Source organism: Bradyrhizobium sp. CCBAU 51745 (assembly GCF_028128715.1).
Lineage (GTDB): Bacteria > Pseudomonadota > Alphaproteobacteria > Rhizobiales > Xanthobacteraceae > Bradyrhizobium > Bradyrhizobium manausense.
This window is the reverse complement of sequence record NZ_LBJP01000003.1, coordinates 297,485-321,991: the sequence shown is the minus strand read 5'-3', so window position 1 is coordinate 321,991 and position 24,507 is coordinate 297,485. Positions and strand designations below refer to the sequence as shown.

Annotated in this window: 19 protein-coding genes; 8 read left to right on the top strand and 11 right to left on the bottom strand. The window is 64.2% G+C overall.

All coding sequences use genetic code 11. From position 1 onward, the window contains the following. The 4 genes from XH98_RS04220 to XH98_RS04205 are packed head-to-tail and all read left to right on the top strand — an operon-like array spanning position 1 to position 4,150. Positions 1-663, top strand: a complete 663-nt coding sequence (locus tag XH98_RS04220) for a hypothetical protein (protein ID WP_057759534.1) — start codon at positions 1-3, stop codon at positions 661-663. Beyond that, positions 660-2,099 (top strand): hydrogenase 4 subunit F, encoded by a 1,440-nt coding sequence (locus XH98_RS04215; RefSeq protein WP_057759531.1) that lies wholly within the window; start codon positions 660-662, stop codon positions 2,097-2,099. The genes XH98_RS04220 and XH98_RS04215 overlap by 4 nt, the downstream gene beginning before the upstream one ends. 2 nt (positions 2,100-2,101) lie before the next feature. Further along, entirely contained in the window at positions 2,102-3,622 is a 1,521-nt protein-coding gene (locus XH98_RS04210) for a hydrogenase large subunit (protein WP_271617869.1), read from the top strand. A gap of 3 nt (positions 3,623-3,625) precedes the next feature. Then, complete coding sequence (locus XH98_RS04205; protein WP_271603723.1) at positions 3,626-4,150, top strand: NADH-quinone oxidoreductase subunit B family protein; 525 nt, start codon at positions 3,626-3,628, stop codon at positions 4,148-4,150. Positions 4,151-4,174: 24 nt separating this feature from the next. On the opposite strand, the gene XH98_RS04200 is transcribed toward XH98_RS04205, so the two are convergent. The 11 genes from XH98_RS04200 to XH98_RS04150 all read right to left on the bottom strand — a co-directional run bounded on the left by XH98_RS04200 (position 4,175) and on the right by XH98_RS04150 (position 17,825). Further along, the gene (locus XH98_RS04200; RefSeq protein ID WP_271617868.1) at positions 4,175-6,271 is read right to left on the bottom strand and encodes a sensor domain-containing protein; all 2,097 of its coding nucleotides are present in this window, start codon (positions 6,269-6,271) and stop codon (positions 4,175-4,177) included. Positions 6,272-6,477: 206 nt separating this feature from the next. Next, positions 6,478-7,761, bottom strand: coding sequence for a glycerate kinase type-2 family protein (locus tag XH98_RS04195; protein ID WP_271603725.1), 1,284 nt, complete (start codon positions 7,759-7,761; stop codon positions 6,478-6,480). A 202-nt stretch (positions 7,762-7,963) separates the two neighbouring features. Then, positions 7,964-9,193: an ABC transporter substrate-binding protein gene (locus tag XH98_RS04190; RefSeq protein WP_271603726.1), complete on the bottom strand. Its 1,230-nt coding sequence runs from the start codon at positions 9,191-9,193 to the stop codon at positions 7,964-7,966. Between the two features lie 173 nt (positions 9,194-9,366). Further along, a complete protein-coding gene (locus XH98_RS04185; RefSeq protein ID WP_271603727.1) occupies positions 9,367-10,596 on the bottom strand; it encodes an ABC transporter substrate-binding protein in 1,230 nt (409 codons plus the stop codon). 265 nt (positions 10,597-10,861) lie between these two features. Then, positions 10,862-12,088, bottom strand: coding sequence for an ABC transporter substrate-binding protein (locus XH98_RS04180; RefSeq protein WP_271617867.1), 1,227 nt, complete (start codon positions 12,086-12,088; stop codon positions 10,862-10,864). 119 nt (positions 12,089-12,207) lie between these two features. After that, positions 12,208-13,434, bottom strand: a complete 1,227-nt coding sequence (locus XH98_RS04175) for an ABC transporter substrate-binding protein (RefSeq protein WP_271603729.1) — start codon at positions 13,432-13,434, stop codon at positions 12,208-12,210. A 40-nt stretch (positions 13,435-13,474) separates the two neighbouring features. Further along, positions 13,475-14,491 carry a branched-chain amino acid ABC transporter permease gene (locus tag XH98_RS04170; RefSeq protein ID WP_271603730.1) on the bottom strand — a complete coding sequence of 339 codons (1,017 nt, stop codon included), beginning with the start codon at positions 14,489-14,491 and terminating at the stop codon, positions 13,475-13,477. Between the two features lie 2 nt (positions 14,492-14,493). Beyond that, positions 14,494-15,372, bottom strand: a complete 879-nt coding sequence (locus XH98_RS04165) for a branched-chain amino acid ABC transporter permease (protein WP_057759511.1) — start codon at positions 15,370-15,372, stop codon at positions 14,494-14,496. Positions 15,373-15,384: 12 nt separating this feature from the next. Then, positions 15,385-16,098 (bottom strand): ABC transporter ATP-binding protein, encoded by a 714-nt coding sequence (locus tag XH98_RS04160; RefSeq protein ID WP_271603731.1) that lies wholly within the window; start codon positions 16,096-16,098, stop codon positions 15,385-15,387. Next, positions 16,095-16,892: an ABC transporter ATP-binding protein gene (locus tag XH98_RS04155; protein WP_271603732.1), complete on the bottom strand. Its 798-nt coding sequence runs from the start codon at positions 16,890-16,892 to the stop codon at positions 16,095-16,097. Before XH98_RS04155 ends, XH98_RS04160 begins: the two co-directional genes overlap by 4 nt. Before the next feature lie 66 nt (positions 16,893-16,958). Continuing rightward, the gene (locus XH98_RS04150) at positions 16,959-17,825 is read right to left on the bottom strand and encodes an IclR family transcriptional regulator (RefSeq protein ID WP_220002171.1); all 867 of its coding nucleotides are present in this window, start codon (positions 17,823-17,825) and stop codon (positions 16,959-16,961) included. A 128-nt stretch (positions 17,826-17,953) separates the two neighbouring features. On the opposite strand from XH98_RS04150, the gene XH98_RS04145 reads away from it, so the two are divergent. From XH98_RS04145 to pimD, 4 genes are all read left to right on the top strand, one after another. Continuing rightward, positions 17,954-20,050: a 3-hydroxyacyl-CoA dehydrogenase NAD-binding domain-containing protein gene (locus XH98_RS04145; RefSeq protein WP_271617866.1), complete on the top strand. Its 2,097-nt coding sequence runs from the start codon at positions 17,954-17,956 to the stop codon at positions 20,048-20,050. A 169-nt stretch (positions 20,051-20,219) separates the two neighbouring features. Continuing rightward, on the top strand, positions 20,220-21,911 hold the full coding sequence (gene pimA / locus XH98_RS04140; RefSeq protein ID WP_271617865.1) for a dicarboxylate--CoA ligase PimA: 1,692 nt from the start codon (positions 20,220-20,222) through the stop codon (positions 21,909-21,911). 29 nt (positions 21,912-21,940) lie between these two features. After that, the gene (gene pimC / locus XH98_RS04135) at positions 21,941-23,131 is read left to right on the top strand and encodes a pimeloyl-CoA dehydrogenase large subunit (RefSeq protein ID WP_057759499.1); all 1,191 of its coding nucleotides are present in this window, start codon (positions 21,941-21,943) and stop codon (positions 23,129-23,131) included. A gap of 183 nt (positions 23,132-23,314) precedes the next feature. Continuing rightward, positions 23,315-24,457 carry a pimeloyl-CoA dehydrogenase small subunit gene (pimD, locus tag XH98_RS04130; RefSeq protein WP_271603735.1) on the top strand — a complete coding sequence of 381 codons (1,143 nt, stop codon included), beginning with the start codon at positions 23,315-23,317 and terminating at the stop codon, positions 24,455-24,457. Positions 24,458-24,507 lie beyond the last annotated feature (50 nt).

Genomic DNA, 24,507 nt, shown 5'->3' with positions numbered 1-24,507 from the left:
ATGAGCAGCCTGCAATTCGACATCGCCCACCTGCTCGCCGGCTCCCTCGTGCTGGCGAGCTTCATGATGCTCTACCAGGACCGGCTCTATGCGTTGCTCAACGTCTACGCGCTGCATGCCGGCGTGCTGGCGCTGTCGGTGGCGTGGCAGGCCTATGTGCAGCAAGCGCCGCATCTTTATCTCACGGCGCTGATCGCGCTGGTGTTCAAGGCCATCATCATTCCGGTGGCGCTGCACCGGATCATCAAGCGGCTCGGCATCCACCGCGAGATCGAGAACGTGATCGGGATCGGGCTCACCATGATGGCCGGCATCGGCCTCGTCGCGCTGTCGATGGTGGTGATGCTGCGGGTGACGCCGGGCGCCGACGCGCTCGCGCGCGAGGACCTTGCCTTCGCGCTGTCGGTGGTGCTGCTGGGGCTCCTGGTCATGGTGACGCGGCGCAACGCCGTCAGCCAGGTCGTCGGCTTCATGTCGCTGGAGAACGGGCTGGTGCTGGCGGCGACCGGCGCAAAGGGCATGCCGCTGGTGGTCGAGATCAGCGTCGCCTTCTCGGTGCTGATCGCCTTCATCGTGATCGGTATCTTCCTGTTCCGCATCCGCGAGCGCTTTGACAGCGTGGACGTGCAGGCACTCGATCGTTTTCGCGGGGAGCGGCGATGAGCATTGACGTCCTCAGCGCCATCCTCGTGATCCCGGCCGTCTCGGCGGCGCTGCTGGCGATCTTGCCGGGCTATCGGCAAACGGCGAAGCTGAACGTGGTGGCGGCACTCGCGACCTTCCTGACTTCGCTTTCGCTGTTCGTGGTCGAGCCGGTGTCGGGGCAGTATCTGCTGGTGGACGATCTCAACAAGGTCTTCATCGTGTTGACCACCTTCGTCAGCTTCACCACGTCGGTATTCAGCGCGAGCTATATCCAGCACGAGATCGAGACCGGGCGCCTGACGCCGGCGTTCCTGCGCTTCTATCACGCGATGTATCAGACGCTGATGTTCGCGATGAACCTCGCGCTCATCGCCAACAATATCGGCCTGATGTGGGTCGCGGTTGAAGTGGCGACGCTGACGACCGTGCTGATGGTCGGCATCTACCGCACCCACGAGGCGCTGGAAGCGGCCTGGAAATATTTCATCCTCGGCAGCGTCGGCATCGCGCTGGCGCTGTTCGGGACCATCCTGGTCTATATGGCGGCGCGCCCGGTGGTCGGCGAGGGGCTCGACGGCATGGTGTGGTCAGTGCTGGTGAAGCACGCCGCACAGTTCGATCCGGCGCTGCTCAACGTCGCCTTCGTCTTCCTGCTGCTCGGCTACGGCACCAAGGTCGGCCTCGCGCCGCTGCACGCCTGGCTGCCCGACGCCCATGCGGAAGGCCCGACGCCGATCTCGGCGGTGCTCTCCGGCCTCCTGCTTAACGTCGCGCTCTACGCCCTGCTGCGCTTCAAGATGATGCTCGCGGTCAATCTCGCCGCCATCGCGCCGGGGCCGCTGATGGTGACGATGGGCCTGATCTCGGTGATCTTCGCGTCGCTGATGCTCTACCGCCGCCGTGACATCAAGCGCATGTTCGCCTACTCCTCGATCGAGCATATGGGCATCATCGTCTTCGCCTTCGGCATGGGCGGGCCGCTGGCGAATTTTGCCGGCCTGCTCCACATGACCATGCATTCGCTGACCAAGTCGGCGATCTTCTTCGCCGTCGGCCATATCGCGCAGGTCAAGGGCACGCAGAAGATCGCCGACATCGGCGGACTTACGGTGACCAATCCCGTGCTCGGCTGGGGCTTGATGCTCGGCGTCGTCGCCATCGTCGGGTTGCCGCCGCTCGGGATCTTCATGAGCGAGTTCCTGGTGGTCAGCTCGGCCTTCTCGCACGCGCCCTGGCTGACGGTCATCCTGGTGCTCGGCATCATCATCGCGCTCGGCGGCCTGTTGCTGCGCATCGGCGCCGTGATGTTCGGCGAACCCAAGGGACCTACCGCGCCGGCGGAGGCGTCCTATGTACCAATGTTCACGCATCTTGCGCTGGTGCTGATGGCCGGCATCTATCTGCCGCCGGGGCTGGTCGCCGGCTTCCAGAACGTCGCAAAGCTCCTGGGGTAGCGATGGGCATCCTCGACAGCATCCCCCATGTTCATGCGGTGCCGTCGCACCGGCCCTGGCCACGTGCGGTCGTGACGGAGGCGGGCTGGCAGGCGGCGATCGATCGGCTGGTCGAGGGAGGCCTCACACTGCTCGGCTTCTGGGGCGAGCCGACCGCAGTGCATATGGCAATGCTCGATGGCAGCTCGGCCGAGATCGTGGTCGTCACCTACGCGTGTCCGGCCGGCACGTTTCCAAGCGTCGCCAGCCGTCATCCGCCTGCGCTTCGGCTGGAACGGACCATCCATGATCTGTTCGGGCTTGTTCCAGACGCCGCTGACGATCTGCGACCGGATTTGCGGCCATGGCTCGATCACGATGCCTGGGGCCGGTCTTATCCGCTCTCCGGCCGCAACGCATCGCGCGACGCGCAGCCATACCAGTTCCTTCCGGCCGAGGGCGAGGCGCTGCACCAGGTCGCGGTCGGCCCCGTCCATGCCGGGATCATCGAGCCCGGCCATTTCCGCTTCACCGCCAATGGCGAGCACGTGGTGCGGCTGGAGCAGTGGCTCGGCTACACCCACAAGGGCATCGAGTCCTTGATGCAGGGCGCTGACCTCGAGGCCGCTGCAAAGCTCGCCAACCGTACCTCCGGCGACAGCGCGGTAGCCTACGCCTTCGCTTTTGCACGCGCAGCGGAAGCGGCGCTCGATATCCAGGTGCCGCGGCGGGCGAATTATTTGCGGGCGCTGATGGCGGAACTGGAGCGTCTCGCCAATCATTTCGGCGACATTGGCGCGATCTGCAACGATGCGTCGTTCGCGCTGATGCATGCGCAGACCGGTATCCTGCGGGAGCGGACCCTGCGCGCTGCGGATATTGCGTTCGGCCATCGCCTGATGATGGACGTCGTCGTGCCCGGTGGCGTGGCGCGCGATATCGCGCCGGACGGTCTCCCGGCGCTGCGAATGCTGCTTGCGGAAATCAACAAGGTCTTCCCGCGCCTGATCGAGCTTTACGACAACACCGCGTCCTTGCAGGACCGCACCGTCACCACGGGCATCGTGAAGGCGGACTATGTGCGGCAGTTCGGCGCCGGGGGCTATGTCGGCCGGGCCTCGGGCCGCGATTTCGATGCACGCCGCACACTTGCCTACGCGCCCTACGATCATCTGTCGTTCGAGGTGCCGGTGCTGGATACGGGCGACGTCAACGCGCGGGTCTGGATCCGAATCCGCGAGGTCGAGCAGAGCGTCGAATTGATCGCGCAGATCCTGGACTTGATGGAGCCGGGCGAGATCAGGACCGCACCGCCGGCGGGGCGCGGCGGATGCGAAGGTCTGGCGCTGACGGAAGCATTCCGCGGCGACGTCCTGGCGTGGCTGCGGCTCGATGGCGAGTTACGCGTCGAACGCTGCCATCTGCGCGATGCGTCCTGGTTCCAGTGGCCGCTGCTGGAAACCGCGATCGAGGGCAACATCATCGCCGACTTCCCGCTCTGCAACAAGTCGTTCAACTGTTCCTACTCGGGCGCGGACCTCTAAGCCATGCGCAAGACCCTGCTCGAAAGCCTCACCCATGGTTCGCTGACGGAGCCCGCGCCGGCGCCGGACGCTTCGGCGTTGGCCGAGCTCGCCGCGAAAGTCGATCGCGCCGCCCAGGCCAGGCTTGGGCGTTCTCTTGCCATTCGCGAGGTCGATGCCGGGTCCTGCAACGGCTGCGAATTGGAGATCCACGCGCTGTCCAACGCCTTCTACGACGTCGAGCGTTTCGGCCTGCGCTTCGTCGCCTCGCCACGCCATGCCGACGTGCTGCTGGTCACGGGTCCCGTGACCAAGAACATGCGACAGGCACTGGAGCGGACCTACAACGCGACGCCCGATCCGAAGTGGGTCGTCGCGGTCGGCGGCTGCGCGATCGACGGCGGCATTTTCAGAGGCAGCTACGCCTGCGTCGGCGGCGTATCCGAGACCGTTCCGGTGGATCTGCACATCAAGGGCTGCCCGCCGTCGCCGACGGACCTGTTGAAGGGCCTGCTCGCGCTGCTCGAGCACGTCAGCGCCAAGCGGTAAGCCCCACGGCGGGGCGAGCGCCCACTACGCCGCGGCGATCCGGTCCGGCAGGGCGGGCCTGTCAGCGGCGAGGAAACGGCGCTCGATCTCCGCGGCGGGCAAAGGCGGGCTGAACAGATAGCCCTGCATCTCGTTGCAGCCCTCCGCCGAAATCCGCTCGCGCTGTTCGTCGGTCTCCACGCCCTCTGCCGTGGTGGTCATGCCCATGCCCTGCGCCAGTGCCGCCACCGCGCGCACGATGCTGAGCGACCCCGCATCGTTGCCGACGCCGCGGACGAAGGACCTGTCGATCTTGATCTTGTCGAACGGGAAGCATTGCAAATAGGTCAGCGACGAATAGCCGGTGCCGAAATCGTCCATGGCGATCCTGACACCCAGCGCGCGGAGCTGGCGCAGCGTCGCGAGCGCGCCATCGCGGTCCTGGATCAGCACGCTTTCCGTGATCTCGATCTCGAGTCGTCCCGGATCAAGCCCGGTGGCCGCCAGCGCGCTGACGATCACCTCGGTCAGGCCCGGCTGGCGGAATTGCACGGCCGAGATGTTGACGGCGACGTGCAGATGGTTCGGCCACCGGCTCGCGGTGGCGCAGGCCTGCCGGATCACCCACTCCCCGATCGGCATGATCAAGCCGATCTCCTCCGCGAGCGGGATGAAGTCGCCGGGTGCGACCAGTCCGCGCCGCGGATGGTGCCAGCGGATCAGGGCTTCGAACCCGCTGATCTCGTGGCCGCTGGCTTTCACGATCGGCTGGTAGTGCAGCTCGAACTCGCCGGCCGCAAGGCCCTTGCGCAGATCGAGCTCCAGCGCACGACGGTTCTGCGCCTCTTCGTCCATGGCCGGCTCGAAGAAGCGGTGGATGCCGCGACCGTTGCTTTTAGCCCGGTACAGCGCGACGTCGGCATTGTGCAGGAGTTGCTCGGGCGTCGTGCCGTCGCGCGGCGCAACGGCGATGCCGACGCTCGCGCCAGCAATGGCCTGATGTTCGTCGAGCTCGAACGGTGCGCTCAACGCGCCGACCACCTCGCGCGCCAGCACCTCTGCGTCGCCTTGGCCTGAAATCGGCGTCTGCAGGATCACGAATTCATCGCCGCCCATGCGCGCGATCGTGTCGCTGTCCCGTGCGAGCCGCCGCAGGCGGCGGCTGACCTCCTGGAGCAGGATGTCGCCGGCCTGATGACCGAGCGTGTCGTTGACCGCCTTGAACTTGTCGAGATCGATGTGATGCACCGCGAACAGGCCGCCCTGTTCGATCGTCTGCCTGAGCCGCTGGCCGAGCAGCGCACGGTTGGCGAGGTCCGTCAGCGCGTCATGATGCGCCATATGCGCGATCTGCAGCTCCGCCTTCCTTTGCTCGGTGATGTCTTCGTGGGTTGCGACCCAGCCGAGATCCGGCATCGGACGGTGCCTGATCTTGAAGGTGCGTCCGTTCCGCAGCTCGACGATGCTGTCGGTGGGCTCGGCCGACGTGGCGACATCGGTCCGCCAGCTGGCATATTCCACGCGCGTCATCGCCGGCACGCTGCCGGCCTCGAAACGCATGTCGAGGATCTCCGCCAGCGGTGTGCCGGGGCCGACGCGATCGGGCGGCAGGCCGTACATGTCGATATAGCGTGCATTGCAGACCCGCAGCCGATGGTCGGCGTCGAAGAAGCAGAGCCCGTGCGACATGTTGTTGATGGCGATGTCGAACTGGAAATTGCGTTCCTGCAGCCGCGCGCTGAGCTCCTCGCGCTCGGTGATGTCCTCGTGGGTCGCCATGCCGCCGCCGCCGGGCAGGGGGTGGATGGTGTAGGCGATGATCCGGCCGTCGTCGAATTGCTGGACGGTCCGCTCGCTGGCGATCGAACCTTCGGTGCGGGCGCGGACATAGGCGCCGGCTTCGCCGCGAATGTTGAGGCCCAGCTTGAGCCGATGCTCGATCAGGTCCTTGATCGGCGTGCCCGGACGAACCTGTTCGGGTGACAGGGCGTACATCTCGCGGTAGCGCGGATTGCAGAAAATCACCTTGCGGTCGCTGCTGAAGAGGATGATTCCAAGCCACAGATTGCTGGTGGCGCACGCCAGCAGCTCGCCGAGCACGAGCGGATCGATGCCTTCCAGCTGCCTGTCACTCTCAGTCATGCGCGTTGCCCCCGAGCGCGCATTAGAGCAGGCGGTGGTGAACGAGCCCAACGATTTGCCCAAATAAGCAGCAGGTTCCTCAAACTGCGGCGAACGCGAGGTTAAGGACAGCGATTGCGGTGACCGGCGTGGCGCAGTACGGCGCGGAGTCAGAGATCCTTAACCATGGCGATCCGCGGGATCAGATGGTTTCGGCCGTCGCGGTGTCAGTCGACCAGGATCACCCTGATGTCGTTCACATTGGTCAACGTCGGTCCCGGCTGCAGCAGGTCGCCCGTCGCTTCGAAGAAGGTCGTGGCGTCGTTGTTGTCCAGATAGGCCTGCGGCTGAAGCCCTTGCGCCTTCATCTTGGCGAACGTCGCCGCATCGATCAGCGCGCCGGCGGGATCGGTGGGATGGCCGGCGCCGCCGTCGGCGCCGTCGGTGTCGCCGGCAAGCGCCGCGATGTCAGGCGTGTCCTTCAACAGCGAGGCCAGCGCCAGCGCGTACTCCTGGTTGGGGCCGCCGCGCCCCTGGCCGCGCACGGTCACCGTGAGCTCGCCGCCGGAGAGGATGGCGACACGCTTGCCTTGCGCGCGGGCCTGGAGCGCAAGCCGGGCGTGATCGGCCGCGACCTCGCGGGCCTCGCCTTCGAGATCGGCGCCGAGATCGATGGTCTCGTAGCCGGCCTCCTTCGCAAGTTTCACCGCGGCGTCCAGCGATTGCCTGGGACGTGCGATCAGCTCGAACGAGGCGCGTGCGAAGGCCGCATCACCGGGCTTGGCGCTTTCGTTGGCGGGATTGTCGAGCGCGCGCGCGACGGCATCGTCGATGGCGAGCTTGTACTTCGCGACGATCGCACGCGCGTCGGCCAGCGTGGTCGTGTCAGGCACGGTCGGACCGGAGGCGATCGCGGAAGGGTCGTCATGCGGCACGTCGGAGATCGCGAGAGTCACGATTGCCGCGGCGTTCTGGCCGGCGCGTGCGAGACGTCCGCCCTTGATGCGCGACAGATGCTTGCGCACGACATTCATCTCGCCGATCGGCGCGCCCGAGCGCAGCAGCGCCTTGTTGACCGCCTGCTTCTGCGCAAAGCTGATCCCGTCCACCGGCGCGATCCAGTTCGCCGATCCGCCGCCGGTGAGCAGCACCAGCAGCAGATCGTCGGGGCCGGCTTCGCTCGCCAGCGCGAGCGTGTCGGCGGCGCCTTTCAGGCCGGCCTCGTCGGGCACGGGATGGCCGGCCTCGACCACGCGGATCCGGCGCGTTGGCACGCCGTAGCCGTGGCGCGTGGTGGCGATGCCGACGAGGCGTTCCGGCGCGAGCCCCAGCGTGTCGAGATAGTGCCGCTCCGCGGCCGCAGCCATCGCGGCGGCGCCTTTGCCGGCGGCGAGGCAGATCACGCGCCCCTTCGGTGCGGGACGCAAGTGAGGCGCCAGGATCGTGTTCGGATGGGCGGCGGCCACCGCGGCATCATAGAGCGCGCGGAGCAGGGGACGTCGGTCGGTCATGACGATGGCTTTCGGCTAACTCTTGAGCAGACTAAAGCTGTGGCGAGGACGTCGCCATGCCCCTGCCTAGCGCATCGGCCGCGAAAGGGTAAGCAGCCTTTACCATCATTCGATTGTGCAATCGCGTAATCACAAACGGCACATAACAAAAGGCCCCTGCGATGGCCTCGCAGGGGCCTTGCTATTGTCGCGCTTGTGGCGTCTAGCCGCCGACGTCGGCGCTGATCACGTCGCCGAACAGGTCCCACTTCTCGCCCTTGAACCGCTCCAGCTGCAGCTGGCTGATCGGGGCAAAGTCGGTCGGGGAGGTGTTGATCTGGATGCCCGGCAGCAGCACCTCGGTGCGGAAGTCCTTCAGGCTCGCGGCCTGCTTCATGACGTTCGCGCGGGTGAGATCGTCTCCGCACTGCTTCAGGACCTGGACCAGGGTCTGCGCCACGCCGTAGCCGACGATGGTGCCGTGGTCGAGCTTGTCGCCTTCAGGGAAGTATTTATCCATGAAAGCGAGGAAGTCCATCATGCCCGGGTCATTCTTCCACTGCGGGTCCGCCACGTCCTTCAGATAGTCCGCGGAGATGATGTCCTGGCCGTTCTCAAAGCCGGCGGGCTTCATCACGCTGCCGACGGAGGCCGAGACGTTGTTGAGAAAGTGCAGCGGCTTCCAGCCGATCTCGGCGTTCTTCTTGATGGCCTGTGCGGCGAATTTCGGCGTCGTGATGTTCATGAACACGTCGGCACCGGTCGACTTCAGCTTCACGATGTGGTTGTCGATGGTCGGCTCTGAGGTCTCATAGCTCTCCTCGGCGACGATCATGTTCGCCGCCTTGGCACCCAGGCCGTCCTTCAGCCCCTTGAGATAGTCCTTGCCGTAGTCGTCGTTCTGGAACAGCACGGCGATCTTGGCGTCCGGCTTGTTCTTGAGCAGCCACTTCGCATAGATCTGCGTTTCGCTCTGATAGTTGGGCTGCCAGCCCATGGTCCATGGGAAGTTCTGCGGATCGTTCCACTTGGTGGCGCCGGTGGCGACGAACAGCTGCGGCACCTTCTTCGAGTTCATGTATTTCTGGATCGCCGAGTTCGACGGCGTGCCGAGCGAGTTGAAGATGAACAGCACCTCGTCGCTCTCGACCAGCTTGCGGGCCTGCTCGACGGCCTTCGGCGGCGAATAGGCGTCGTCGTAGGAGACGAAGTTGATCTTGCGGCCGTTGATGCCGCCTTCCTCGTTGATCTTCTTGAAATAGGCGGCTTCTGTCCGCCCGATGATGCCGTAGGCGGAGGCCGGTCCGCTGTAGGGCATGATGTTGCCGACCTTGATCTCGGTGTCGGTCGCGCCGGTATCGTATTTCTTCTGGGCCGATGCGATGGAGGTCGAGGCCGCAATGAGCGCGAGTGCCAGTGACGCGGCCGCAAGCTTGCCGGTGACAGCGGGCATTCCAATCTCCCTTTTTTCAATTTCTTGGTGTGCGCGCGCTCCTTTTCTTGTCGCCATGGTTGTTGGCGGCGCGGTGCAATTCAACCCGATTTGGCCGGAAGCTTCAAGGAAAAGCCCCTGCGCGGAGGCCGCAGGGGCTGCTTCTTTAGTCGCTGTTGGCGCCTACGATGCCGTCAGCCGCCGACGTCGCCGCTGATGACGTCGCCAAATCGTTCCCAGGTCTCGCCCTTGAAGCGCATCAATTGGAGCTGCGAGAGCGGCGCGAAATCGGTCGGGGACGTGTTGACCTTGATCCCCGGCAGCATCATTCCGAGTTCAAGATCCTTGATGCTCGCCGCCTGTTTCATGACATTCTCTCGGGTCAGGTCGTCCCCACACTGCTTCAGTACGTGGGCCAGTGTCTGCGCGACGGTATAGCCATAGACGACGGAGTTATCTGTCCGGTTTGCATCGGGGTAGTACTTGTCGAGGAACTCGTTCCAGGCCTTCATTCCGGCATCGTCCTTCCATTGCGGGTCCGTCGGATCCTTCAGATACGCCGACGAAATGACGCCCTGTCCGTTCTCGACTCCTGCCGGCTTCATGACGCTGCCGATTGAAATCGAGACGTTATTGAGGAAATGCACCGGCTTCCAGCCGATCTCCGCGTTCTTCTTGATCGCCTGTGCCGCGAATTTCGGCGTCGTGATGTTGACGAAGACGTCGGCGCCCGTCGATTTCAGCTTGACGATGTGCGAGTCGATCGTGGGCTCCGAAACTTCGTAGCTCTCCTCCTGGACGATCATCGAAGCTGCCTTGGCGCCGAGGCCATCCTTCAGCCCCTTCAGATAGTCCTTGCCGTAATCGTCGTTCTGGAACAGCACGGCGATCTTGGCGTTCGGCATCTCCTTCAGGATGTATTTCGCGTAGATCTGCGTCTCGCTCTGGTAGTTCGGCTGCCAGCCCATCGTCCACGGGAAGTTCTGCGGATCGTTCCACTTCGTGGCGCCGGTGGCGACGAACAGCTGCGGCACCTTCTTGCTGTTCATGTATTTCTGGATCGCCGAGTTCGGCGGCGTGCCGAGCGAGTTGAAGATGAACAGCACCTCGTCGCTCTCGACCAGCTTGCGCGCCTGCTCCACCGTCTTCGGCGGCGAGTAGGCGTCGTCATAGGAGATGAAATTGATCTTGCGGCCGTTGATGCCGCCTTCCGCGTTGATCTTGCGGAAATAGGCCTCTTCGGTCTTGCCGATCACGCCGTAGGCGGATGCGGGACCGCTATAAGCCATGATGTTGCCGATCTTGATTTCGGTGTCGGATGCGCCGGTGTCGTATTTCTTCTGTGCTGACGCCCCGGTCGACAGGGACGCAGAGAGCGCGAGGGCAGCCGCAAGGGCCCCCAAACGCACATGCATTGCAGGCATCTTGATCTCCCTTGGTCGTTTCGATGTGTCGTTTGTTCTTGATTGGGAGCGCAGATGTTGCGACGCTCCGAGTCATATTGAATACCCTTCCTGCGGCGCCAGCAAGAAGAACGCCGGGCCGAAACTGCCGCGGGCGCGATTTGATCGATGCGGCGCGGAATATTCCGCTCCGCAGGACTGCAGTGTTCAGGCTCTTGCGCTTAAACCTTCAGTTGCGCCTGATCGTCGTCAATGACTGAAGATTGCGCCGTGCGCGAGCCGCGCGCTAATGGCCCAGCTCGCTCGAGATGACGTCGCCGAACAATTCCCAGGCCTTGCCCTTGAACCGCATCATCCGAAGCTGCTTGATCGGCGCGAAATCGTCGGGTGCGGTGTTGATCTTGATGCCGGGCAGCAGCGTGTCGGGCGCGAAGTCCTTCAGGGAAGCTGCCTGCGTCATGACGTTGTCGCGGGTGAGATTGTCGCCGCACATCTGCAGCACCCTCACCATGGTCTGCGCCGCGGCGTAGCCGAACACGATGCCGGCATCGAGCTTGTTGGCCTTCGGGTCGTATGCCGCGAGGAAGTTGTAGAACTTCTTCATGCCGTCGTCGGCGTTCCATTGCGGGTCGGAGCCGTCCTTGATGTAGGTCGCCGACAGGATGCCTTGCGAGATCTCGAAGCCCGCGGGCTCGATCACGCCGCCGACGGAGGCCGAGACGTTGGAGATGATGTGGATCGGGTGCCAGTTGATCTCGGCCGCCTTCTTGATCGCCTGCGCTGCGAATTTCGGCGTGGTGATGCTGACGAGGGCATCGGCGCCTGCTGTCTTCAGCCTCACGACGTGCTCGTCGACCGCGGGCTCGGAGGTGTCGTAGGGCTCCTCCAGCACGATCATCGAGCCTTTGGCGCCGAGCCCTTCCTTCAGTCCGTTCAGATAATCCTTGCCGAAATCGTCGTTCTGATAGAGCACGCCGATCTTCGCGTCCGGCTTTTCCTTCATGATGTATTTGGCGTAGATCTTCGCCTCGCCCGCGTAGCTCGGCTGCCAGCCCATGGTCCAGGGATATTGCTTCGGATCGTTCCACTTGGACGCGCCGCTCGCCACGAACAATTGCGGCACCTTCTTCTCGTTCATGTATTTGCGGATGGCGCCGTTGGTGGAGGTGCCGAGCGAGCCGAAGATCAGCAGCACGTTGTCGCTTTCGACCAGCTTGCGCGCCTGCTCCACCGTCTTCGGCGGCGAATAGGCGTCGTCATACGAGATGAATTTGATCTTGCGGCCGTTGATGCCGCCCTCGGCATTGACCTTGCTGAAATAGGCCTCTTCGGTCTTGCCGATCACGGCATAGGCCGAGGCCGGGCCGCTATAGGGCATGATGTTGCCGATCTTGATCTCGGTATCGGAGGCGCCGCTGTCGTAGGATTTCTGCGCCTGCACGGGATTGCTTGCCGCAGTGCACAACGCGAATGCGGCGAAAAGCACCGCAACCTGAAATCGAACGACGATCATCGCACTCCTACCTCACCTGGATCGGCGCCGCATTGAACAAGATTGATATCTGACGTCAACAAAAAGCCCCCGCGATCGTTCGCGGGGGCTTTTCAGCCTTGGCCTAAAGCGTCAGCGCGTCACTCCGGAGCGACGTCGCCGTTCAGGATCTCGCCGAACTGTTCCCATTTCTCGCCCTTGAACCGCTGCATCTGCAACTGGCTGATCGGTGCGAAGTCGTTGGGGCCGGTGTTGATCTTGACGCCGGGCAGCAGCGTATCAGGCGCAAAGTCCTTGAGGCTGGCCGCCTGCTTCATCAAATTGGCCCGGGTGAGATCGTCACCGCACTGTTCCAGCGCCTTGGCCAGCGTCTGAGCGGCGCCGTAGCCGTAGACGATGCTGGCATCGGTCTTGTCGGCGCCGGGCATGTACTTGTCGAGGAACTCGGACCACTTCTTCATGCCGGGATCGTCGTTCCAGCGCGGATCGGCGCCGTCCTTGGCATAGGCCGCCGACAGCACGCCTTGCGAGGCCTCGAAACCCGCCGGCTTCATCACGCTGCCGACCGAGGCCGACACGTTGGTGATGATCTGCAGCGGCTTCCAGCCGAGCTCGGCGGTCTTCTTGATGGTCTGGGCGCCGAACTTCGGCGTCGTGTAGATCATGAGGACGTCGGGATTGGCGGCCTTGATCTTGACGATGTGGCCGTCGATCGACGGCTCGGAGACCTCATAGCTCTCTTCCAGGATGATGTTCGAAGCCTTGGGGCCGAAACCGTCCTTGGTGCCCTTGAGGTAGTCTTTGCCGAAATCGTCGTTCTGATAGAGGATCGCGACCTTGGCGTCGGGCTTCTCCTTCAGCAGCCATTGGGCATAAATATGGGCTTCGCTCTGGTAGGAGGGCTGCCAGCCCATGGTCCAGGGGAAGTTCTTCGGGTCGTTCCACTTGGTGGCGCCGGTGGCGACGAACAGCTGCGGGATCTTCTTGGCGTTGAGATATTTCTGGATCGCGCTGTTCGAGGGCGTGCCGAGCGGGTTGAACACGGCGAGCACCTCGTCGCTCTCGACCAGCTTGCGAACCTGCTCCACGGCCTTCGGCGGCGAATAGCCGTCGTCATAAGTGACGAAGTTGATCTTGCGGCCGTTGATGCCGCCCTTGTCGTTGATCATCTTGAAATAGGCTTCTTCGGTCTTGCCGATGATGCCGTAGGCCGATGCCGGGCCGCTATACGGCATGATGTTGCCGATCTTGATCTCGGTATCGGTCGCGCCGGTGTCATATTTCTTCTGCGCGAAGGCGGCGGTGGAGGCGAGCGTGGCGACCGCCGTTACGAGTGCGGCGGTTCGAAGTGTTCTTGCGAAAGGCAATTCGGTCTCCTTGGTTGAAACGACGGTCTTGATTGCGGGGTCAGTTCTTTCTGAGCCTGCTTGCGAATTGCTGGCCCAGGATCGCGACCTGCCTTGCGCCATGCGGCACGAGATAGATGACGAGGAACAGCAGCACGCCGAACACGGCGCCGGAGAGGCCCTTGGAGATGCCTTCCGCGATGTTCGGCACGAAGATGATGAAGGCGGCACCGATGATCGAGCCCGGCAGCCAGCCGACGCCGCCGACCACCATGCCGAGGAACAGCTGGATCGCGAGCGTGATGGTGAAGCTGTCGGGCGCTACGAACTGCACCGCGATGGCGCTGAGGCCGCCGGCAACGCCGGTGATGCCGGCGGAGACGCCGAAGGCGAGCGTCTTGTAGAGCGCGACATTGACGCCCATGGCGGAGGCCGCGATCTCGTTGTCGCGGATCGCCATGAAGGCGCGGCCCGAGCGCGAGCGGAGCAGGTTGACCGAGAAGATGTAGATCGCGAGCACGACGACCAGCGTGAAGTAATACAGCCACATGTCCTGCGACATCTTCAGCCCGAACGGCGCATCCGGCTTGGTGACGACGAGGCCCTGCACGCCGCCGGTCCACTTCTCGAGGAAGTTCAGCTTGAGCAGCTGCGGCATCGCGGTGGCCAGCGCGAAGGTCGCGAGCGCGAGATAGACGCCGGAAAGCCGCAGCGCCGGCTGGCCGAACAGGAAGCCGACGCCGAAGCAAAGCACGCCCGCGACCGGCAGGCAGAGGAAGTAGGGGATGTCGAACTGCTCCATCATCACGGCGGTGATGTAGGCGCCGATGCCGTAGAACGCGCTCTGGCCGAGCGAGAACTGGCCGCTGCCGCCGGTCAGGATGTTGAGCGCCAGCACGGCGAGGCCCAGATAGAGCAGCTGGGTCAGCTGGAAGATCACGAAATTCTTCGCGAACACCGGCACGACGAGGAGCAGCAGCAGCACCACCACCGAGGTGCCGGTGCCCAGCGTCATGGCCCGCTTCGGCACGGCCTCGACAGCAGCGGCTTCCGTGACGACGTCTTCGACAGCGCTCATAATCAAACTCGCTTGACGATGTGCCGGCCGAACAGACCAGCGGGTTTGACGACCAGGACGGAGATGATCAGCGCGAGCGCGATCGGGAGTTTCAGCTCGTTGCCGACGCCGGGGATGTAGGTGCCGGCGAGGTTCTCGAAGATGCCGACCAGGAAGCCGCCGACCACGGCGCCGAACGGTGAGGTCAGGCCGCCGAGCACGGCCGCGGCGAAGCCGTAGATCAGCACGCCGCCCATCATGTTGGGCTCGAGGAACACGACCGGCGCGATCAGCATGCCGGCGATCGAGCCGATCGCGGTCGCCATGCCCCAGCCGAGCGCGATCATCCAGCTCGTGTTGATGCCGACGAGGCGCGCCGATTCAGGCACCGAGGCGGCCGCGCGCATGGCAAGGCCGATCCGGGTGTACTGGAAGAAGAAATACAGGCCGAGCAGCAGCAGCACGGTGACGCCGATCATGCCGGCCTGGTGGGTCGAGATCAGCTGGCTGCCGAGGAACGGCGCGGAGCCGAACGGGGTCGGATATTGCTTGATGGTGAAGTCCCAGATCAGGCCGGCCGACGAGTTGATGATCGCGAACAGCGCGATGAAGCCGGCGACGTTGGTCAGAACCGGCGCCTTCGCCAGCGGCTTGAACAGGATGCGCTCGATCGCGATGCCGGCGACGAAGGAGAGCACCAGCGTGATCAGGAAGGCGACCCAGTACGACAATCCCCACTGCATCAGCTGCCAGGAGATGAAGGTCGAGAACATCGCCATCTCGCCCTGCGCGAAGTTGAGATGGTCGATGGCCTGGTAGATCATGACCACCGCGAGCGCCATACAGGCGTAGATGGCGCCCGTGGCAATCCCGGCCAGGACCTGGTTGGTAAACAGTTCCATGGTGCCGGCTCCTCAGTAGCCCAGATAGGATTTGCGGATTTCTTCGTTGTTGGCGATGTCCTTGGCGTTGCCGGACATCACGATGCGGCCGGTCTCGATCACGTAGGCCTGGTCGGCGAGCTCGAGCGCGAGCTGGGCGTTCTGCTCGACCACCAGGATCGACACCTTGTCCTCGCGGTTGATCTTGCCGAGGATGCCGAACAGGTCGCGCACGACGAGCGGCGCAAGTCCGAAGGACGGCTCGTCCAGCAGCATCAGCCGCGGCCGCAGCATCAGCGCGCGCGCGACCGCGAGCATCTGCTGCTCGCCGCCGGAGAGCGTGCCGGCCTGCTGGGTATGGCGCTGCTTCAAGACCGGGAAATGCGCGTACATGCGCTCGATGTCGGAGACGATGCCGGCATTGTCCTTGCGGGTGATGGCCCCTAACTGGAGATTCTCCTCCACCGTCATGGTGGTGAAGGTGCCGCGGCCCTGCGGCACGTGGGCGATGCCGTGGCGCACGATGCTTTCGGTCGAGCGGTTGTTCAGCGGCTTGCCGTCGAACTCGATGCCGCCGGTGGAGCGCACCATGTTGCAGATCGCGCGCAGCGTCGTGGTCTTGCCGGCGCCGTTGGCCCCGAGCAGCGTCGTCAGCGAGCCCTCGTTGAGCGAAAAGGTGAGGCCATGGAGCGCCTGGACCTGGCCGTAATAGGCGCGCAGGTCCTTGACGTTGAGCAGAACAGTCATTGGTCCTTGCTCCCGAGATAGGCCTTGATGACGTCGGGGTCCGCCTGCACCTGCGCAGGCGTGCCTTCCGCGAGCTTCTTGCCGAAATTCAGCGCGACGACGTGGTCGGCGATCGACATCACGAGGCCCATGTGATGCTCGACCAGCAGCACCGTCATGTGGCGCTCGTCGCGGATTTTGCGGATGAGGTCGCCGAGGATGTAGACCTCTTCGTGGTTGAGGCCGCCGGCGGGCTCGTCGAGCAGCAGGATCTTCGGGTCTGCCGCCAGCGCCCGCGCCAGTTCGACGCGCTTCTGCGTGCCGAAGGGCAGGCCGGAGACGGTGGTGTGAGCGACCTCCTCGAGGTCGAGATAGCTGAGGATCTCGTGCACCTTCCTGTTCACGCTGCTCTCGCCGCGGCGGATCCAGGCGAGGCGCAGCGAGTCGCTGATGATGTCGGAGGAGGTGCGGGCATGGGTGCCGACGCGGACATTGTCCATCACCGACAGGTTCGGAAACAGCGCCACGTTCTGGAAAGTGCGGCCGATGCCGATCTCGGCGATCCGGTGCGGCGGGCGTTTCAAAATGCTCGCGCCTTCCATCAGGATGTCGCCTGACGACGGCTGGTAGAGGCGGGACAGGCAGTTGAACAGCGTGGTCTTGCCGGCTCCGTTGGGGCCGATCAGTCCGAGGATCTGGCCCTTGTGCATGTCAAAGGACACACCGTTGAGCGCGACGATGCCGCCGAACACGACGCTGACGTCGCGAACGGCGAGCAGAGGCGATGTCCCCTGCGCGAGCTGTGCCTGCGTCATCTCGTCTCGCCCACGCTGAGCAGTGGGCGAAGGGGCGATGCAAACCGCTCCCTGACATGACAAAGGCTATCTGATCCCCTCGGCCACACGCGCAACTTTTCCTCCTGATTTCAGCTTTTTGCTGTCGTCTTTTTTGGATAGCGACATCAGACCGCCAAGTGCCGCTTCGATGTTCCTTACCATCGCAAGCAGACGCGGTCCAATGTCGTTGATCAATCGTTCTTCCGTGAAGCGGAATGCCGGTGCGCCGCAATTGAATGCGTAGGGCCCGGTTCCGTCGTTGAGCTTGAGCGCAACACCGGCGGCGCCGATGTCGTCGTGCCAGTCGCCGACCGAGATCGCGAAGCCATGCTTGGCGACCATCTCGCCGGAACGCTCCAGCCCGTCGCGCATCTTCGGCCAGCGGCTGCCGTAATGCTCGCGCAGCACGCGCGACAGCTCGGCGCGCTCGTCCTCGCCCAGCGCCCAGAAATAGGCGCGGCCCATCGCAGTGGTTGCAATCGGGACGCGCGAGCCGACGTCAAGTTGAACGCCGACAGTCTCGCTGCCCCGGCTCTGTCCGAAATAGATCATGCTGTGACGGTCGCGGCCGCCGATCGCGACCGCGCCACCCGTCGCGCGCATCACTTCCTCGCGGAACGGCTCGGACAAATGCCGAACACCGAGATTGGCGAGCGCCGCGTAACCCAGCGCCATTGCGGCGGGTGCGAGCTGATATTTCTCGAAGCGGGGAACCGGCGTCAGATAGCCGAGCTTCGTCAACGTGTAGGTCAGCCGCGAAACGGTCGGCTTCGGCAGATTGGTGCGGGCGGCAATCTCCTGATTGCCGAGAAGTCCGTCGCTGGGTTGGAATGCGCGCAAGACATCAAGCCCGCGGGAAAGCGCGACGACGAAATTCCGATCGGTCGCGGTCTTCTTTCCTGTACGCTTCATCCCTGATCTGCTCTTGCGCGGAGTCGTTGACAACGTCCGTGCTTCAAAATAACCCTGCCGTCAAGATGCGGAATTAAATTCCGCACCGCGAAATCGAACAAAAGTAAATCCCACCAAGGAGGGAAACCGTGAGCGAAGTGGTCAAGCTTGAGCGTCATGACGAGGTCGGGATCGTCACGGTCAACAGCCCTCCGGTCAATGCGCTGAGTGCCGCAGTCCGCGGCGGTATCCTGGACTGCATCAAGGCCGCGGTCGCCGATCCCGCCATCAAGGGCATCGTGCTGACCTGCGCCGGGCGCACCTTCATCGCCGGCGCCGACATCACCGAATTCGGCAAGCCGCCGAAGCCGCCGGCCCTCAATGACGTGCTGTCCACGATCGAGAATTCGCCAAAGCCCGTCGTTGCCGCGATCCACGGCACCGCGCTCGGCGGCGGCCTCGAAGTCGCGCTCGCCTGTCATTTCCGCGTCGCGGTCAAGGAAGCCAAGCTCGGCCTGCCCGAGGTCAAGCTCGGCCTGCTGCCCGGCGCAGGCGGCACCCAGCGGCTGCCGCGCGCGGTCGGGCCGGAACTCGCGGTCAAGATGATCGTCGGCGGCGACCCCATTGGCGCGGCCGAAGCGCTCAAGGCCGGCCTGATCGAGGAGATCATCGAGGGCCCGGCCTCCGGCGGCGAAGCCTTCGTGCGCAAACTGCTGGCCGAGAAGCGCCCGCTGCGCCGCCTGCGCGACGACGATTCCAAGATCGCGGCCGCGAAGGCCGACCGCTCGATCTTCACCAACGCCGTCGCGGCGATGACCAAGAAGTCGCGTGGCCTGGAAGCGCCGTTCGCGGCAGCCGACGCCGTCGGCTATGCCATCGACCTGCCGTTCGACGAAGGCCTGAAGAAGGAGCGCGAGGGCTTCCTCAAGCTCGTCGCCAGCGACCAGTCCAAGGCGCAGCGTTACGCCTTCTTCGCCGAGCGCGAGGCCAACAAGATTGCAGGCGTTCCCGAAGGCACCAAGTCGCGTCCCGTTAACCGTGTTGCGATTTTGGGCGCCGGCACCATGGGCGGCGGCATCGCGATGTCCTTTGCCAATGCCGGCGTTCCCGTCACGCTGATCGAGACCGGCGAGGAGCAGCTCAAGCGCGGCATGGGCATCATGCAGAAGAACTGGGAAGCGACCGCCGCGCGCGGCGGCATTCCGGCGGATGCACCGGCCAAGCGCATGGCGCTGATCAACGGCGTTGTCGGGATCGAGAATGTCGGCGATGCCGACCTCGTCATCGAAGCCGTGTTCGAGACCATGGCGGTGAAGAAGGAGGTGTTCGGCAAGCTCGACCAGTACGCCAAGCCCGGCGCCGTGCTCGCCTCCAACACCTCGTACCTGAACATCGACGAGATCGCCAAGGCGACCAAGCGTCCGCAGGACGTGCTCGGCATGCACTTCTTCTCGCCCGCGAACGTCATGAAGCTGTGCGAGATCGTGCGTGCCGACAAGACCGCGCCGGATGCGCTGGTGACGGCCGTCTCGATCGCGCGCAAGATTGCAAAAGTGCCGGTCGTGGTCGGCGTCTGCGACGGCTTCGTCGGCAACCGCATGCTGGCCCAGCGCGGCAAGCAGTCCGAGAAGCTGTTGTTCGAAGGCGCCTTGCCGCAGCAGGTCGACGCCGTCGTGACCAAGTTCGGCATGCCGATGGGCCCGTTCGCGATGGGCGACCTCGCCGGCCTCGACATCGGCTGGCGCTCGCGGAAGGATCGCGGCATCAAGTCGGAGATCGCGGACGCGCTCTGCGAAGCCGGCCGCTTCGGCCAGAAGACCGGCAAAGGCTACTACAAATATGAAGCCGGCTCGCGCGCGCCGCTGCCCGATCCTGAGGTCGAGAAGCTGATCGACGAGACGCTGCTGCGTCTCGGCCGCAAGAAGCGCGTGGTCAGCGACGACGAGATCCTCGAGCGCATGATGTACCCGATGATCAACGAGGGCGCGAAGATCCTCGAAGAGGGCATCGCGGCGCGTCCCTCCGACATCGACGTGGTCTGGCTCTATGGCTATGGCTGGCCGATCTACCGCGGCGGCCCGATGTACTGGGCCGACAGCGTCGGCCTCAAGCACATCGCCGATCGTCTCTCCTACTACGCCAAGGAGACCAACGACCCGAGCCTCGAACCCTCCCCGCTGCTGAAGAAGCTCGCCGCGGAGGGCAAGACCTTCGCGTCGCTGGCGGCCGAGTCGAAGGCGGCTTGATGGACGCAGTCTCTCCTCACGTCATTCTCCGTTGCGCAATTGCGCAACGTAGATGGCCCGCAGGGCCAGGCCCGGAATCCATTTCTCCTCCGAACGTGCGGCCTGATGGATTCCGGGTTCGATGCTTCGCATCGCCCCGGAATGACGGCTAGTGTGGTTTAAGGTATCCATGACCCATCCCGGCGAACAGTTTTACCCCGAGGGCGTGCATTGGGACGACACCATCGTCCAGGGCACGTTGCCTGACCTGCTCGCGACGGCCGCTGCAAATTACGGCCCACGCACCGCGCTGGAATTTCGCGACCGTCCGATCACCTATACCGAGCTCGCAGCCATGGCGGAGCGCGCAGCGGCTGCGTTCCTCCGCGCCGGTTGCGGCAAGGGCACGTCGGTCGCGCTGTTCCTCGGCAACACGCCGGATCATCCCGTCAATTTCTTCGGCGCGCTGAAGGCAGGCGCCCGCGTTGCGCATCTGTCGCCGCTGGACGGCGAGATCGCGCTCACGCACAAGATTTCCGATTCCGGCTCGCGCCTGCTCGTCACCTCGAACCTCCAGGCCCTGCTGCCGACGGCACTGAAATTTCTGCAGAAGGGGCTGATCGACCGCCTCGTCGTCTGCGAGGACGATCATTGGGGCAAGATCGGCACGCCGCAGGCGGCGATTCCCGATGATCCCCGCATCGTCACCTTCAAGGCCTTCGTCGAAGGCGCCACCGCGCCGGCACAGTGGCCGGCGGTTGCGGCCGATGACGTTGCGCTGTTGCAGTATACCGGCGGTACCACCGGCCTGCCGAAAGGCGCCATGCTCACGCACGGCAATCTCACCTCGGCGGTGTCGATCTACGACGTCTGGGGCAGGCCGGCCCGCGCGGCCCGCGGCGAGACGATCGAGCGCGTGATCTGCGTGCTGCCGCTGTTCCACATCTTTGCGCTGACCGTCGTGCTGCTGTCCTCGATCAGGCGCGGCAATCTGATCTCGCTGCACCAGCGCTTCGACGTCGAAGCCGTGATGCGCGACATCGAGGTCAAGCGCGCCACCTATTTCCCTGGCGTGCCGACCATGTGGATCGCGATCGCCGGGCTCCCCAATCTGGACAAGCGCGACTTTTCGTCGCTCGCCGCCATCGGCTCCGGCGGCGCGCCGCTGCCGGTCGAGGTCGCAAGCTTCTTCGAGCGCAAGGTCGGCAAGAAGCTGAGGAGCGGCTGGGGCATGACGGAGACCTGCTCGCCCGGCACCGGCCATCCGCCTGCAGGTCCCGACAAGCCCGGCTCGATCGGCCTGATGCTGCCCGGCATCGAGCTCGACGTCGTCTCGCTGGACGATCCGACAAAAGTGCTGCCGCCGGGCGAAGTCGGCGAGATCCGCATCAAGGGCCCGAACGTCACCAAGGGTTATTGGAACAAGCCGGCGGGGTCCGCGGAGGCGTTCATCGACGGCCGCTTCCTCACCGGCGACATCGGTTATGTCGACACCGACGGCTATTTCTTCCTGGTCGACCGCAAGAAGGACATGATCATCTCGGGCGGCTTCAACGTCTATCCGCAGATGATCGAGCAGGCGATCTACACCGTCCCGGGCGTGCACGAGGTGATCGTGCTCGGCATTCCCGATGAATACAGGGGCGAAGCCGCCAAGGCCTTCATCAAGCTCAGGCCGGACGCAAAGCCGTTCTCGCTCGACGAGCTGCGCGCGCAGCTCGCCGGCAAGGTCGGCAAGCACGAGATGCCCGCTGCGGTCGAGTTCGTCGACGATCTGCCGCGCACGCCGGTCGGAAAACTGTCGCGCCACGAATTGCGCCAGCAGCAGAAATCAGCACAATCCACCCCGACACCCGGCTTTCGCCAGGATGACGAAGAATAAAAGCTTGGTTTCGCTCACAGGAGGATCCGATGGATCTCGCATTCACGAAGGAAGAGCAGGCATTTCGCGAGGAAGTGCGGGCATTCTTCCGCGACAACGTGCCGCCGGATACGCGGCGCAAGCTGGTGGAAGGCCGCCATCTCACCAAGGACGAGATGGTGACGTGGTGGCGCATCCTCAACAAGAAGGGCTGGGGCGTCAGCCACTGGCCGAAGCAATATGGCGGCACGGGGTGGACCTCCGTGCAGCACTACATCTTCAATGAGGAGCTGCAGTCCTATCCGGCGCCGCAGCCGCTCGCGTTCGGCGTCAGCATGGTCGGCCCCGTCATCTACACCTTCGGCAATGAAGAGCAGAAGAAGAAGTACCTGCCGCGCATCGCCAATGTCGACGATTGGTGGTGCCAGGGCTTCTCGGAGCCGGGCTCCGGCTCCGATCTCGCTTCGCTCAAGACAAAAGCCGAGCGCCGTGGCGACAAATGGATCATCAACGGCCAGAAGACCTGGACCACGCTGGCCCAGCATGCCGACATGATCTTCTGCCTCTGCCGCACGGATGCGTCCGCCAAGAAGCAGATGGGCATCTCCTTCATCGTGTTCTCGATGAAGTCGAAGGGCGTCACCGTGCGCCCGATCCAGACCATCGATGGCGGCCATGAGGTCAACGAGGTGTTCTTCGACGACGTCGAGGTGCCCTACGAGAACCTGATCGGCGAGGAGAACAAGGGCTGGGATTACGCAAAATTCCTGCTCGGCAACGAGCGCACCGGCATCGCGCGCGTCGGCGTTTCCAAGGAGCGGCTGCGCCGCATCCGCGATCTCGCCGGCAAGGTCGAATCGGGCGGCAAGCCGATCATCCAGGATTCGGCTTTCCGCGAGAAGCTCGCCGCCTGCGAGATCGAGCTGAAGGCGCTCGAGCTGACGCAGCTGCGCGTCGTCGCCGATGAAGGCAAGCACGGCAAGGGCAAGCCCAATCCGGCCTCCTCGGTGCTGAAGATCAAGGGCTCCGAGATCCAGCAGACCACCACCGAACTGTTGATGGAAGTGATCGGCCCGTTCGCGGCTCCCTACGACGTGCACGGCGACGACGGCTCCAACGAGGCCATGGACTGGACCGCCCAGATCGCGCCGAGCTACTTCAACAACCGCAAGGTCTCGATCTACGGCGGCTCCAACGAGATCCAGCGCAACATCATCGCCAAGGCGGTGCTGGGGCTTTGATCTGCTTCCTCTCCGCCGCGGCGGGGAGCACAATGTTTCCACCGTCATTCCGGGGCGCGACGAAGTCGCGAACCCGGAATCCATCGGGCCGCATACGCTGAGGCGAAATGGATTCCGGGTCTGGCCCTTCGGGCCATCCCGGAATGACGAAGTCTGATGATCCGGGTACGAGGAACCAAAGAAATGGATTTTGACCTGACCGAGGAGCAGCGGCTCCTGAAGGACAGCATCGACGGCCTGCTGACCGATTCCTACGATTTCGAGAGCCGCAAGAAATACATGAAGGAGAAGGGTGGCTGGAGCAAAGCCGTCTGGCTCAAGCTCGCCGAGCAGGGCCTGCTGGGCCTGCCTTTCAGCGAGGCCGATGGCGGCTTTGGCGGTGGCGGCGTCGAGACCATGATCGTGATGGAAGCGCTCGGCAAGGCGCTGGTGCTGGAGCCGTATCTGGCGACTGTCGTGATCGGCGGCGGCTTCCTGCGTCATGCCGGCACCGAGGCGCAGAAGGCGGCGCATGTGCCCGGGATCGTCGACGGCAGCAAGACGCTGGCCTTTGCCCAGCTCGAGAAGAATTCGCGCTACGATCTGTTCGACGTCGCCACGTCAGCGAAGAAGAAGGGCGACGGCTGGGTGATCGACGGCGAGAAGTTCGTCGTGCTCAACGGCGAGAACGCCGATACGCTTGTCGTCACCGCGCGCACCAGGGGCGATCGTCGTGACACGACCGGCATTGGCGTGTTCCTGGTGCCTGCCAGCGCCAAGGGCATCACCAAGAAGTCCTACCCGACCCAGGACGGTCTGCACGCCGCCGACATCACCTTCACCGGTGTCGAGGTCGGCGCGGATGCGGCGATCGGCAACCCCGACGACTCGCTCGCCCTGATCGAGCGCGTGGTGGACGAAGCCCGTGTCGCGCTCTGCGCCGAAGCGGTCGGGCTGATGGATGAGTCGCTCAAGACCACCGTCGAGTACATCAAGACGCGCAAGCAATTCGGCGTCGCGATCGGCTCGTTCCAGTCGCTGCAGCACCGCGCCTCCGACATGTTCGTCGCCACTGAACAGGCGCGCTCGATGTCGATGTTCGCGACCATGGCGAACGATTTCGAGAACGCCAGGGAGCGCTCCAACGCCATCGCCGCCGCCAAGGCGCAGATCGGCAAGTCGCTGAAATTCGTCGGCCAGCAGTCGATCCAGCTCCACGGCGGCATCGGCATGACCATGGAAGCGAAGATCGGCCACTACTTCAAGCGCCTCACCATGATCGAGAACACCTTCGGCGACACCGACTACCACCAGCGCCGCGTCGCGGATGCGGGCGGGTTGATCTGAGTCGCACGACCACTGTCATCCCCCGCGAAGGCGGGGGATCCAGTACGCCG

Bases quoted from the DNA above. Each gene is read 5' to 3' on its own strand.
- XH98_RS04205 (WP_271603723.1), top strand. From the start codon at position 3,626: ATGCGCAAGACCCTGCTCGAAAGCCTCACCCATGGTTCGCTGACGGAG.
- XH98_RS04150 (WP_220002171.1), bottom strand. From the start codon at position 17,825: ATGAAGCGTACAGGAAAGAAGACCGCGACCGATCGGAATTTCGTCGTC.
- XH98_RS04195 (WP_271603725.1), bottom strand. From the start codon at position 7,761: ATGACCGACCGACGTCCCCTGCTCCGCGCGCTCTATGATGCCGCGGTG.
- XH98_RS04160 (WP_271603731.1), bottom strand. From the start codon at position 16,098: ATGACTGTTCTGCTCAACGTCAAGGACCTGCGCGCCTATTACGGCCAG.
- XH98_RS04165 (WP_057759511.1), bottom strand. From the start codon at position 15,372: ATGGAACTGTTTACCAACCAGGTCCTGGCCGGGATTGCCACGGGCGCC.
- XH98_RS04190 (WP_271603726.1), bottom strand. From the start codon at position 9,193: ATGCCCGCTGTCACCGGCAAGCTTGCGGCCGCGTCACTGGCACTCGCG.
- pimA (WP_271617865.1), top strand. From the start codon at position 20,220: ATGACCCATCCCGGCGAACAGTTTTACCCCGAGGGCGTGCATTGGGAC.
- pimC (WP_057759499.1), top strand. From the start codon at position 21,941: ATGGATCTCGCATTCACGAAGGAAGAGCAGGCATTTCGCGAGGAAGTG.
- XH98_RS04185 (WP_271603727.1), bottom strand. From the start codon at position 10,596: ATGCCTGCAATGCATGTGCGTTTGGGGGCCCTTGCGGCTGCCCTCGCG.
- XH98_RS04155 (WP_271603732.1), bottom strand. From the start codon at position 16,892: ATGACGCAGGCACAGCTCGCGCAGGGGACATCGCCTCTGCTCGCCGTT.
- XH98_RS04220 (WP_057759534.1), top strand. From the start codon at position 1: ATGAGCAGCCTGCAATTCGACATCGCCCACCTGCTCGCCGGCTCCCTC.
- XH98_RS04210 (WP_271617869.1), top strand. From the start codon at position 2,102: ATGGGCATCCTCGACAGCATCCCCCATGTTCATGCGGTGCCGTCGCAC.
- XH98_RS04200 (WP_271617868.1), bottom strand. From the start codon at position 6,271: ATGACTGAGAGTGACAGGCAGCTGGAAGGCATCGATCCGCTCGTGCTC.
- XH98_RS04215 (WP_057759531.1), top strand. From the start codon at position 660: ATGAGCATTGACGTCCTCAGCGCCATCCTCGTGATCCCGGCCGTCTCG.
- XH98_RS04170 (WP_271603730.1), bottom strand. From the start codon at position 14,491: ATGAGCGCTGTCGAAGACGTCGTCACGGAAGCCGCTGCTGTCGAGGCC.
- pimD (WP_271603735.1), top strand. From the start codon at position 23,315: ATGGATTTTGACCTGACCGAGGAGCAGCGGCTCCTGAAGGACAGCATC.
- XH98_RS04180 (WP_271617867.1), bottom strand. From the start codon at position 12,088: ATGATCGTCGTTCGATTTCAGGTTGCGGTGCTTTTCGCCGCATTCGCG.